The organism is Bifidobacterium sp. UTBIF-78 (assembly GCF_006408945.1).
In the GTDB taxonomy this organism is placed as follows: Bacteria; Actinomycetota; Actinomycetes; order Actinomycetales; family Bifidobacteriaceae; genus Bifidobacterium; species Bifidobacterium myosotis.
In genome coordinates this window covers 69118-81202 of the sequence record NZ_JFAO01000017.1, presented here as the reverse complement: position 1 = coordinate 81202, position 12085 = coordinate 69118, and the positions used below count along the sequence as shown (strand labels likewise).

At 63.5% G+C, this 12085-nt stretch carries 11 protein-coding genes; 2 read left to right on the top strand and 9 right to left on the bottom strand.

Going from position 1 to position 12085, the window contains the following annotated elements:
• On the bottom strand, window positions 1-507 hold a 507-nt coding region (locus BG22_RS04730; protein WP_140493714.1), incomplete at its 3' end, for an aminotransferase class I/II-fold pyridoxal phosphate-dependent enzyme.
• 308 nt (window positions 508-815) lie between these two features.
• Between BG22_RS04730 and brnQ the strand changes: the two genes are divergently transcribed.
• Window positions 816-2153 carry a branched-chain amino acid transport system II carrier protein gene (gene brnQ / locus BG22_RS04725; RefSeq protein ID WP_375137695.1) on the top strand — a complete coding sequence of 446 codons (1338 nt, stop codon included), beginning with the start codon at window positions 816-818 and terminating at the stop codon, window positions 2151-2153.
• Window positions 2154-2350: 197 nt separating this feature from the next.
• Entirely contained in the window at window positions 2351-3499 is a 1149-nt protein-coding gene (locus tag BG22_RS04720) for a 5-methyltetrahydropteroyltriglutamate--homocysteine S-methyltransferase (RefSeq protein ID WP_140493710.1), read from the top strand.
• On the opposite strand, the gene BG22_RS04715 is transcribed toward BG22_RS04720, so the two are convergent.
• The 8 genes from BG22_RS04715 to BG22_RS04680 all read right to left on the bottom strand — a co-directional run bounded on the left by BG22_RS04715 (window position 3477) and on the right by BG22_RS04680 (window position 12012).
• The gene (locus BG22_RS04715) at window positions 3477-5108 is read right to left on the bottom strand and encodes an aminotransferase class I/II-fold pyridoxal phosphate-dependent enzyme (RefSeq protein ID WP_181163383.1); all 1632 of its coding nucleotides are present in this window, start codon (window positions 5106-5108) and stop codon (window positions 3477-3479) included. The two genes, BG22_RS04720 and BG22_RS04715, sit on opposite strands and share 23 nt — an antisense overlap.
• Window positions 5109-5268: 160 nt before the next feature.
• Window positions 5269-6195: a PfkB family carbohydrate kinase gene (locus tag BG22_RS04710; protein ID WP_258186207.1), complete on the bottom strand. Its 927-nt coding sequence runs from the start codon at window positions 6193-6195 to the stop codon at window positions 5269-5271.
• Between the two features lie 116 nt (window positions 6196-6311).
• On the bottom strand, window positions 6312-7448 hold the full coding sequence (locus BG22_RS04705) for an ADP-ribosylglycohydrolase family protein (RefSeq protein ID WP_140493706.1): 1137 nt from the start codon (window positions 7446-7448) through the stop codon (window positions 6312-6314).
• An 85-nt stretch (window positions 7449-7533) separates the two neighbouring features.
• Entirely contained in the window at window positions 7534-8394 is an 861-nt protein-coding gene (locus BG22_RS04700; RefSeq protein ID WP_140493704.1) for an HAD family hydrolase, read from the bottom strand.
• A complete protein-coding gene (locus BG22_RS04695; protein WP_140493702.1) occupies window positions 8391-9341 on the bottom strand; it encodes an L-lactate dehydrogenase in 951 nt (316 codons plus the stop codon). The genes BG22_RS04700 and BG22_RS04695 overlap by 4 nt, the downstream gene beginning before the upstream one ends.
• A 219-nt stretch (window positions 9342-9560) precedes the next feature.
• The gene (secG, locus tag BG22_RS04690; protein WP_094668131.1) at window positions 9561-9809 is read right to left on the bottom strand and encodes a preprotein translocase subunit SecG; all 249 of its coding nucleotides are present in this window, start codon (window positions 9807-9809) and stop codon (window positions 9561-9563) included.
• 64 nt (window positions 9810-9873) lie between these two features.
• Window positions 9874-10677: a triose-phosphate isomerase gene (tpiA, locus tag BG22_RS04685; RefSeq protein WP_140493700.1), complete on the bottom strand. Its 804-nt coding sequence runs from the start codon at window positions 10675-10677 to the stop codon at window positions 9874-9876.
• A gap of 129 nt (window positions 10678-10806) precedes the next feature.
• The gene (locus BG22_RS04680; RefSeq protein ID WP_094668133.1) at window positions 10807-12012 is read right to left on the bottom strand and encodes a phosphoglycerate kinase; all 1206 of its coding nucleotides are present in this window, start codon (window positions 12010-12012) and stop codon (window positions 10807-10809) included.
• Between the last annotated feature and the right edge of the window lie 73 nt (window positions 12013-12085).

The following is a 12085-nucleotide window of genomic DNA, read 5'->3' as shown; positions in this document are numbered from 1 at the left end:
ATATTTCTCGTACAGCGGCACCGGCACCACGTTCGCCTGCGCCATCTGTACCTGGCCGAAGTAGTTCGCGTATCCGGGATCGGGGATGAGGATGTCGTCGCCGGCGTCCAAGGTGGCGATCATCGCCAGATACACGGCCTCCATGCCACCCGTGGTCACGATGATCTCGTTGTCCGGGTCGTAAGCGAGGCCGTCGCCGGACCCATCCGAACCCGCGCCATCAGGTAACGCGCCGTCAGGTACTGCAGCATCAGGTACCGCGCCGTCAATCCGGGCGCGGTACCGGCACCATGCCCGGCGAAGCGCCAACGTGCCGCGATTCGGCGTGTAATGCGTGTCGCCGTGAATCGCCGCCTGATACGCGGCGTCTATCATCGGCCGAGGCGTGTCGAAGCCGGGCTCCCCCACGGCGAACGAAATCGCACCCGGCACGCCGGCCGCCAGCTCGAACATCTCCCTGACACTGGGATACAGCGCTTCCTGCGCGCGACGTGACACCTCCGGCATACCCTACCTCCTCAATCCGCCCATTGATACGGTTGTTGCCCATATCGTAGACGTGCGATGTTTCCGCGAAAGCGCCGTCCACGGGTAAGGAGGGTCCGTGCCGCGCGCCGGTCGCATGACCAGCACACGAGCATGGCCACATGCCTGCAGGTCAATATGGTCGCATGATCGATACGTGAGCACGGCCATGGCACGCAGACCGCACGGTCTTGACCGCGGCTCTCGGCGGCTGCTAGGTTCACGAAAAGAGTTAATTTTACGGAGAGAGGTAGGATATGCATGTGTTGAACACTCGCGCACGAGTGGTGATGACGTTCACGTTCTTTTCGATGTTCTTCGGGGCCGGAAACCTGATTTTCCCACCGTTCGTGGGCGCTCAGGCCGGTTCCGCCGCGGTGCCCGCGGCCATCGGGTTCATCGTCTCGGCGGTGGGTCTGCCGATTCTTGGCGTGATGGCGGTGACGTTCGCCGGCGGCTTCGACAAACTGGCCACCCGCGTCTCCCTCAGGTTCGCATTGTTCCTGGGACTCGCCATCATCCTGACCATCGGCCCGTGCTTCGCCATCCCCCGTACGGCTACCACCTCGTTCGAGATGATGGTCGCCCCGTTCACGCCGGACGGTTCCATCTGGCTCGCGCGGCTCGTCTACTCGTTCGTGTTCTTCGCACTGGCGTTCGTCTTCGCCCAGCATCCCGAAAAGCTCTCCAAGGTGCTGGGCCGTTTCATGGGTCCGTTGCTGCTCGTCCTTATCGCCGCGCTGTTCGTGGCCTGCCTGATGCATGGCATCGGCACACCGGCCAAGCCGATGGGTGACTATGAGGCCAATCAGCTGGCACGCGGCTTCCTTGACGGATATCAGACCATGGATCTACTGGCCGCCCTGTACTTCGGCATCGTAATCTCGGCGAACATCCGCGCGCAGCAGGTGAACGACGAGGCGCAGGTGCAACGCGAAACGGCATTCGCGGGTCTCGGCACCGGCGTGCTGCTAGTGCTTATCTATGGCGCGCTCGCCTATGTGGGCGTGGTCTCCGGCGCAATCGCCGCAATCGATCCCGCGAAGGACACGGGCGCCACGGTGCTCACCAACCTCACGTCCTCGGTGTTCGGCGCGGGCGGCACGGTGTTCCTCGGTCTGGTGTTCGTTATCGCCTGTCTGAATGTGTGCACCGGTCTGATTTGCACATGCGCCACCTATTTCCATACGAAGTTCCCCACCGTCGCCGGCCGGAAGGTGAGCTATCGCGCCTGGCAGGTGCTGTTCACCGTGTTCAGCTTCGTGGTGTCGAACGCCGGACTGAGCGCGATCATCAAGGTGTCCGTGCCGGTGCTCTCCGCCCTGTATCCGATGGCCATCGTGCTGGTGCTGTTGGCCCTGACCCATCATGTGTTCGGTGCGCGCTTCCCACGCGTGTATTTCTGGACCGTTCTGCTGGTGGGCATCGTGGCGGTTCTGGGGTGCATTGAATCGTTGGTGCAGGTGTTCGGTGGCTCGCTGCCGTGGCTCGCTGCCGTATTGGGACTGCTTTCGCTGCAGTCCTATCAGCTCGGCTGGCTGGTTCCTGCCGCTCTCGGCCTCGCAATCGGCGTGATTGATTCGCTCGTCCGTGCTTCCGCCGATGGACGGGTTCACGGTCGGGATTAGCGTCCGGCAGTCAGGTTGGCGGGATGATTGGTGAGATGAGCGGAGGCGTGCCACGGAGTATTCGGGTAAGGTACGTCACGTATGCCGTTTCATACGATGCCGACGCAAGGGCGATTGTCGGAGCGGCTGACTGGAACGAACGAGCCGGATTCTGATGGGTCTGGTTCACACCAACGGTTCAAAGGAGACGAACGACTATGACTTATGCGAAGAATGCGCCGTTCCGTGCGGATGTGGTGGGCAGCTATCTGCGTCCCGCCGAGCTCAAGGCCGCCCGCGCCGACTTCGAGGCGGGCCGCATCGACGCCGATGCGTTGAAGGCCGTGGAGGACAAGGCCATCGTGGATCTGGTGGCCAAGCAGAAGGCGGCAGGACTTCATGTGATCACGGATGGCGAGTTCCGTCGCGCCTATTGGCATCTTGATTTCATGTGGAATCTGCAGGGTGTCAAGCGCGGCACGGCTCCCATCCAGTTCAAGGGCTCCGATGGCACGGCCGTGGTCGAGGCGGCCGGCGTGGACGGCGAGATCAGCGGCGAACACCACCCATTCGTGGAGCATTACCGGTTCGTCAAGGCGCTCGAGGATGACAACACCCGCGCCAAGCAGACCGTACCCTCCCCCGCGCAGACGCTGTTCGTGCTGCAGCAGGGCATCGCCGAGGACGCGACCAACCCGTACAAGGACAACGACGCTCTGGCCGAGGCGATCGCCAACGCCTACATCCAGGTGGCGCATGACCTGTACGAGGCGGGCTGCCGCACGCTGCAGTTCGATGACTGCACATGGGGCGCGTTCGTGTCCGAGGACTTCAAGGACACCGTGTTCGGCGTGGACGCCAAGACCGTGCAGCGCCAGTATGCGGCGGTGAACAACGCGGTGATCGCCGCAGTGCCGGACGACATGGTGGTCACCACACATATCTGCCGCGGCAACTACCAGTCGCAGTGGTTCTCCGCCGGCGGATACGGCCAGGTGGCGGATGTGCTGTTCGGCGAGGAGAACGTGGCCGCCTACTATCTGGAGTTCGATGACGACCGTTCCGGCGACTTCGAGCCGCTGGCCAAGGTCTCGGACGGCAAGCAGGTGGTGCTCGGCCTCATCACGTCGAAGAAGCCGGAGCTCGAGGACCCCGAAACCATCAAGGCCCGTATCGCCGAAGCAGCGCAGTATGTGCCGCTGGAGCGCCTGTGCCTGTCCACCCAGTGCGGCTTCGCCTCCACCGAGGAAGGCAACCACCTCACCGAAGACCAGCAGTGGGCCAAGATCGCTCTGGTCCGTTCCATCGCCGAGGAGGTATGGCCTTCATCGGCGGAGCCCGACCTCAAGCCTGCCAGTAATAACTGAAGAAGTCCGCGATTTTGGTGGTCGCATCCCTGAGCACTTCGATACGGGGCAGGTACACGATACGGAAGTGATCCGGTTCGGCCCAGTTGAAACCGCCGCCTCGGGTGATGAGGATGCGCTCGTCATGGAGCAGGTCGAGGGCGAACTGCTCATCGTCGCGGATATTGAACTTCTTGACGTCGATCTTCGGGAAGATGTAGAACGCGGCCTTCGGCTTGACGGCGGTCAAGCCGGGGATCGCGTTGATGGCGTTGTAGATGTATTCGCGCTGCTCGAACAGACGGCCGCCAGGCACGATGTAGTCGTTCACGCTCTGGTGCCCGCCGAGGGCCGTCTGCACGATGGACTGGGCGGGCACGTTCGAGCAGATACGCATGTTCGCCAGCATGTTGATGCCCTCGATGTAGTCCTTGGCGATACGCTTGTTGCCGGACAGTACCATCCAGCCGACGCGGTAGCCGGCGATCATGTGGGACTTGGACAGTCCGGAGAACGTGACGCAGAACAGATCCGGTGCGAGCGAGGCGATGGAGATGTGCTTGAGCCCGTCCATGACGAGACGGTCGTAGATCTCGTCGGAGAAGATCATGAGCTGGTGTTCGCGCGCGATGTCGACGATCTGCTGGAGCACCTCCTTCGGATAGAGCGCGCCCGTCGGGTTGTTCGGGTTGATAAGCACGATCGCCACGGTACGGTCGGTGATCTTGGCGCGGATGTCGTCGATGTCCGGATACCATTCGGACTGCTCGTCGCACACGTAGTGCACAGCGGTGCCGCCGGCAAGATTCACGCAGGCGGTCCACAACGGATAGTCGGGGCTGGGGATGAGCACTTCGTCGCCGTCGTCCAGCAGCGCGGACATGCACAGGTTGATGAGCTCGCTCACGCCGTTGCCGGTGTAGATGTCGTCGATGGTGACGTTCGGCAGATTCTTGAGCTGCGCATACTGCATGATGGCCTTGCGCGCGGAGAACAGGCCCTTGGACGGCGAGTAGCCTTCGGTGTCGGTCAGCTGGTGGGCCATGTCGTAGACGACCTCGTCCGGCGTGCGGAAGCCGAACGGCGCCGGGTTGCCGATGTTCAATTTGAGGATGTGGGTGCCGTCCGCCTCCATGCGGGCAGCCTCGTCCACCACCGGACCGCGCACGTCGTACAGCACGTTGTCAAGCTTGTGGGATTTGCCGAAGGAGCGGCGACGGGCCGTCGGAATCTCGGCATCCGCGAGGTTCGCGGCATTCATGTCGGGATGCGCGGCGGTCGGTCCGGGTGTGTCGGCCCCGGCTGCCGCTGCGGTGATGGACGTGGCGCCGAAGCCGGCCGGCTGTTCCTGCGGGCGAGGGGCGACGGACTCGACGGGCGTGGCTGCTGCTCCCTGGAGCTGCGGCTGTGATTCCTCGCCGTGCAGCCAATTCACGTCAACATCCAGTTCATTGGCGAGGAAGTTCAGCACGTCCTCGCGTGGCATGGTCTTACCGGCGACATATTGGCTGATATGGCTTTTGCCCATCTTGACGCCATTGCGTTCGGCGGCGCGCACCAGATCGATCTGCTTGAGTCCCCTGCTATCCATCGCCTTGCGCAGCCGCTCCGCGAACACCGATACGCTCATCATGCCTCCAACCAAGAGTTCAATTTATTGTTGAACAACGGTTCAAAGCATACGCCCGGTTCAACGCCAGTTCAATTACAGGCGTGTGCCGCGTTCAAATAACGGACCGTCCTGTCCGATAATCTGTCTCACTAATAGTGATTAATTGTGAGGCAGACCACTAGGCACGGTTCAGCAATGGTTCAACCTCACTGCGGGCGGGGCAGGTGGCGGGCCCGCGACGGGTCACCGAAATCGCTGCGGCTATATTTGCTGTGCGCACCGCATCCTCAAGCGAGGCGCCACGGATGAGTTCGGCGCTCATCACGCCGACGTGGCAGTCGCCGGCGCCGTTGGTATCCACGGCATGCACATGATGGGAGGGAATAAGCACCGCACGCTCCCCCGGCGTGGCGCTGAGCCATGCGCCCGAAGCCCCCGCGCGCAGGATCACCGGCGCGTCCAGTCGTCCGCTCAACGCCGCACAGGTGCCGCCGGCATCCTCCAATACCGCGCCGGACAATCCCAGACGCCGCGCCAAAGCCAGCGATTCCTCGTAATTGCACGACCAGATCGGCCGATGGGCGACGATGGCGTCCAGCAGGCGGTCTTCGGCGCCGGCTGCCACCGAAGACGGGTCGAATACGGTGGTGAACCGGTGCGCCCGGTATCGTTCGAGGAAGGCGAGCAATCCGCGTGAGGTGGGGTGAGCGAACGTGTATCCGTTGATATGCACGATGTCGGTGTCGGATGGATTCAACGAGTCGAAGCAGTGCTCGTCGCCCTGTGTCTCGGCTCCACGCACGGTGACGAACGTGCGCTCGGCGCGGGCGTCGGTCATGGCGATGCAGATGCCGGAGTCGCGTGACGAATCGGTCAGACCGATGTGGTCGATGCCGTCGTCGGCCAGCGCTGCGCGGATCTGCGCCGCCCACGGACCGGTGCCGATGATGCCGCCATGCGCGGCGGGAACGCCCATCTGCCTCACCGCATGCAGGATATTGAAGCTGGAGCCCACCCGCGCGACGGCCTCGTCGGCGAAGGCGTCGCCGCCCGGTTCAGGTACGCGGTCGATGCGCATGGTGAGGTCCACCAGCATCTGGCCCATGCTGATGACCCGTCCTGTTGCCGGCCGCGGTTCAGCCAATCGCGCTGCCGCCGGTTGAGCTGACATGAACCGGTCCTCCGCATTCATACGATTCGTGTTGTTCATGCTCATATGGCTCACGCGTCGTTCCTTCCGGACAGGGCCAGCAACCGGTCGGCGGTGGTGGCCAGATCGAGGTCGTTGACGTCCTGCACGGTGGTGGCGAGCGATTCCGGGAAGGCGGACGCACCGTGTGCCGCACCGAGGATCGCACCGGTCATGGCGGCGATGGTGTCGGTGTCGCCCCCGATGTTGGCGGCCACGCATAGCGCGTCGTAGGGCCGCTGCGCGTATCGGGTGGCGATGGCGAACGCGGCGGGCACGGACTCGTTGGCCTCCACGCTGGTGCCGATGAGCGCACGCAGCTGGTCGCCGAACATGTCGTGGTCGTACAGGTCAACCGCATCGTCACCGGTATGATTGCGCGCCCAGTTGATGGCCCACCGCGTGCGGGCGATCACCGAAGCCTTGGGCGACCAGTGGCCGAGCGCATGACCTTCGAAACGGCTCATGGCAAGGTATCCGGTCACATAGTTGCAGGCCATGAGCATGGCCTCCTCCGGGTCTGCGCCATCGATGCCGTAGCTTACTGCGGCGGCCACCAGCATCGTGGATTCGATGCCTTGCTCGGTATTGTGCGTGACTATGGAGGATCGGCGGGCGGTCTCGGCCAGATGCGGACCGGGCCGGTTGGCGATGCCGATGGGGCATGCGCGCATCGCGCCGCCATTGGTGGTGCCGAGTGCGCCGGTCTGCTCCACGTCCACACCGGCCTGGAAGCGCTCGAGGGCCCGTTTGGTGGAGGGGCCGAGCAGGTCGAGCGACCCGCGCGCCTTCATGTCCTCCTCCCAATTGAGCAGGGCATAGGCGTACTGGCGGATGTCGAGATCGCCGTCGCAATCGATGAGCTGGCCGGCGAGCAGCAGCGCCTGTTCAGTGTCGTCAGTGACGGAACCGGCCTTCATGTTCGGGGCGATGGGCTGGTTGGGCGAGGCATCCACGAACGAACGAATCGGCGTCGGCCCGTATTCGAGGCTGATCCGCTCGTGGGACATGCTTTGCGTGGGCATGCCGAGCGCGTCGCCAATGGCCAAGCCCAGCAGCGCGCCCAGCGCATGGTCGTATGTGGCGTTGCGCGTGCGGACGCCGACGGAATCATGGGAAGCATTGCGTGCGAAATCGCGGCCAGAGCCGTGCGAAGTACCGTTCACCATGACTCCTACTGTAGCCCCACCGGTCCCATGAACCCCGACTCGCCCATCGGACCATCGGGTCATCAGGCCGCCGACCGCCACGGCACTAGCCGAGCCGTGCCTCGATCCATTGGGCCACGCCGTCATCGTTGTTGGACGGGCACACCTCGTCGGCGATGGCCAACACCTGGGGATTGGCGTTGGCGACGGCCACTCCCCTGCCCGCCGCGCGCATCATGGCGATGTCGATGAGGTCATCGCCGAACGCGGCCGTACGGGCGAGCGGAACGCCCATGCGTTCGCACAGGACCCGCATGGCGTATTCCTTGTTGGCCTTCGGGTTCATCAGCATCCACATCACACCTTCGCTGATGGAGACCTCGAAATCGTCGGGGATGAGCGGACGCAGGGCATCCCACTGGTCCGGAGCGGGGAAGATGGTGATCTTGTCGGCCACGCCGTCGGGCACGTCATGGAAGTCGGTGTACCGGAAGGTCTGGGTCTTCCAGTACACGCTGACGTCGAAGTTGGTGTAGCGCACGTCGTCCATCACGATGCCGAGCTTCAGATCCGGCATCCGCTCGAGCAGGTCGAGACAGACCTCACAGGCTCGGGACGCCGGGAAACCGATCTTGACCAGATGACCGTCCTCGGGCAGTTCGCCGGAGGTGAGCATGTCGAAGTCGGAGGCCGCCGGGTCGAAGTCGATGAGCGCGCCGTTGAGATAGATCACCGCGTCGACGGGCAGCAGTTCGGCGAACCTGAGACCGGTGCTCACCGGCCGTGCCGTGGCGATGGCGAATCGGCAGCCGGCCTCATGAGCCCGGTTGATGGCGTCGATGCTGCGCTGGGTGATGTCACGGTCCTCGAACACCTCGGCGTCATACAGCACCGTGCCGTCGAGGTCGGCGACGATGAGGTCGGGAAGCGCCGATTGACCTGCGGGCGGGTTCACGGTTCGGGTCATAGCAGTCCCTTGCAGTAGGAGCGAACGATTTCGGCCGAATGATGGAACTTCGCCAGTTCCTCATCACTGAGGTCGAGTTCGACAATCTCGTTGGCACCGTTGGCGCGCAGCTCGGTGGGCACACCGAGGAACACATCGTGTTCGCCATATTCGCCGTCCAACAGCGTGGAAACGGGCACGATGCGGCGCTCGTCCCACAGGATGGTCTGCACGATGCCGGCCACGGTGGAGGCGATGCCGAAGTTGGTGCCGTGCTTGGCCGCAACAATGTCATCGCCGCGCTGGCGGGTCTTGCGTTCGATCTCCTCGGTGGAGACGGAGGAGAAACGGTCCTGATTGTCCGCAAGGAACCGGGCGAACGGCTTGCCGCCAAGGGAGACGGTGGACCACGCCGCGAACTGGGAATCGCCGTGCTCGCCCATCACGAAACCGCCCACGTTGCGCGGGTCGAGTCCGGTCTCCTCGCCGATGATGGTCTTGAGACGCGAGGTGTCGAGCGCCGTGCCAGTGCCGAGCACCTGCGTGCGGGGCAGGCCGGAACGCTTCCATGCATACCACGCCATCACGTCCACCGGGTTGGAAACCATGAGAATCACGCCGTCGAAGCCTGACGCCATGACCTTGTCCACGACCTCGCCCACGAGGCCGACCGTGAAGCCGAGTTCGGCGAGTCTGTTGGAGCCGACCGGGGGCTTGCGGCCCACGGTGATGACCACGATATCCGCGTCCTTGCAATCGTCGTAGTCTCCGGTGCGCACCTTGACGTGACGATCCTGGAATTCGCTGCCGTCGTCCAGATCGCGAGCCTCGCCAAGCGCCTTGGCGGCGAAGTGGTCGATGAGCACGAGCTCGTTGCACAAGCCATGCGTGACGATGCCGAATGCGGCGGTGGCCCCGACCTGGCCCGTGCCGACGATGACGACGCGATTGCGGTTCATGGTGACCATTGGTGCTCCTTGTCTCTATCTCGTATCCGTACCTGTAATCCGTGCCTGCGTGTGTCTGGCCTGCGTTGCGTGAGTCCCCTCGTTCCGCCGCCGAGTCACCTTGTGCCGCCACCGAGCCTGATTGGTCCGGTGCGGTCGGCGACGGCGGCTGCAAACGAATGCGACCCATGACCCCGCAGACGGGTCATGGGTCGCATATCAGGCCAGCCAAAAGTACAATCAGCCGAGGTTGAACTTGGTCATCATATCAAGGCCGATGATCAGCGCGACCCACAGCAGGGCGATGATCACGGTCCAGCGGTTCAGGTTCTTCTCGGCCACACCGGACGTACCGGCGTTCTGGGTCAGACCGCCACCGAACATGTCGGACAGACCGCCGCCCTTGCCCTTGTGCATAAGGATAAGCAGCGTCAACAGGGCGCTGAGCAGTACGACGACGACTTCAAGCGTGATCTTAAGAGCGGTCACAGGTAACCTCCGATGTGTAACAAACTGTGGACTAGCATAGCGCATGTGGCGGAAAAACGCCGCATCAGCGCCCGGATTTCGTCGATTTCAATGCGATTCGCGCGATTTTGGACAGTTCATCGGCGTCCAGGGCCGCGCCGCCGATCAGGAATCCGTCCACATCCGGTTGCCGGATGAGTTCCTCGGCGTTCTTCGAGGTGACCGATCCGCCGTACAGGATGCGCACGGATTCGGAGACCTTCTCGCCGAACGTGGCTTTGAGATCCTCGCGAATGGCCTGGGAGGCGTCCTGGGCGGATTGCGGGGTGGCGACCATGCCGGTGCCGATGGCCCAGACCGGCTCGTAGGCGACGATGAGCCGGGCGGCCTCCTCGTCGCTGAGGTCGCGGGTGACGTCACGCACCTGGCCGACGGCGAAGTCGAGTTCGATGCCCTGACGACGTTCCTCGAAGCTTTCGCCGACGCACAGAATCGGCTGCATGCCGGCCGCGAGCACGGCGCGGACCTGATCGACGATGTTGGCGTCGTCCTCGGGATGGTATTTCCGGCGTTCCGAATGTCCCACAATGACGTACGAGCAGCCGAGGTGGGCGATCATGTCCGCCGAGACGTCGCCCGTGAAAGCGCCCTGCGTGGTCACGGACACGGATTGGGCACCGTAGCTGATGCGCAGATGGTCCGCTTCGATCAGCACCTGAACGCTGCGCAGGGAGGTGAAGGAGGGGAACAGGGCGATCTCGCACCGTTTGAAATCAAAATGCGCATCACGCAGCAGCCATGCCAGCTTCTGCACGAAATAGGTGGCTTCGAGATGGTCGAAGTTCATCTTCCAGTTGCCCGCCACCAATGGAATGCGCTTGGACGCCATGATTCCCCTTCCTTGCGTTGCAGAGTGTGGGCCTCCCTCGTGCAGAGGAAGACCCACGAAACGAAAAGGCGGCTATCGCCGCCCTTTCGCCTACAAACAGTCCACCGGGCTGTTTGTTTTACGGCTCAACTACTCGAGCACCTTCAGACCCGGGAGCTCCTTGCCCTCGAGGAACTCGAGGGAGGCGCCGCCACCGGTGGAGATGTGGGAGAAGCCGTCCTCCGGGAAGCCGAGGTTACGCACGGCGGAAGCGGAGTCACCGCCACCGACGATGGTGAACGCACCGGCCGCGGTCGCGTCGACGAGGCCCTGGGCCACGGCCTTGGTGCCGGCGGCGAACTCGGGGATCTCGAACACGCCCATCGGGCCGTTCCACACCACGGTCTTGGAGTCCACGATCTTGTCGTGGAACAGCTTCTGGGAGTCCGGACCGATGTCCAGACCCATCTTGTCGGCCGGGATGGCGTCCGCGGCAACGACTTCGGGGGCGACCGGGGTATCGCCGGCCGGGAAGCCGGGGTTAACGACGATGTCGGTCGGCAGCACGAGCTCGACGCCGTTCTTCTCGGCGGTCTCGATGTAGCCCTTGACCTTGTCGAGCTGGTCCTCCTCGAGCAGGGAGGTGCCGACCTCGTAGCCCTTGGCCTTGAGGAAAGTGAAGACCATGCCGCCGCCGATGACGAGACGGTTGGCCTTGTCGAGCAGGTTCTCGATCACGCCGAGCTTGTCGGAGACCTTGGAACCGCCGAGCACCACGGTGAATGGGCGCTCCGGGTTCTCGGTGGCCTTGGACAGGGCCTTGACTTCCTTCTCGACCAGCAGGCCGGCGGCGGCCGGCAGATCGGCGGCGACATCGTAGTCGGAGCCCTGGGCGCGGTGGACCACGCCGAAGCCGTCGGAGACGAAGACCTCGCCGAGGGCGGCGAGCTTCTTGGCGTACGGGGCGCGCACCTCGGGGTCCTTGCTGGTCTCCTCCGGGTTGAAGCGCACGTTCTCGAGCAGGACGACGTCGCCGTCGTTCATTGCGGCGACCTTGGCCTGAGCGTCCTCGCCGTAGGTGTCCTTGGCCAGCTTGACGTCGGCGCCGAGCAGCTCGCCCAGACGCTTGGCGACCGGGGCCAGCGACAGCTCGGGGACAACCTTGCCCTTCGGGCGGCCGAGGTGGGCCATCAGGATGACCTTGGCACCCTCGTCGCGCAGGGCCGTGATGGTCGGCAGCGCAGCCTTGATACGACCGTCATCGGTAATCGTGGTGCCGTCCAGCGGGACGTTGAAATCGGCGCGCATCAGAACGCGCTTGCCCTTGAGATCTCCAAGATCCTTGAGTGTCTTCATAATATCCTTTCCTTGACGAATCAAGTCAAAGTAAGTGGCCAGTTTTGCCACTTCGCATATTACAGGCACAAAG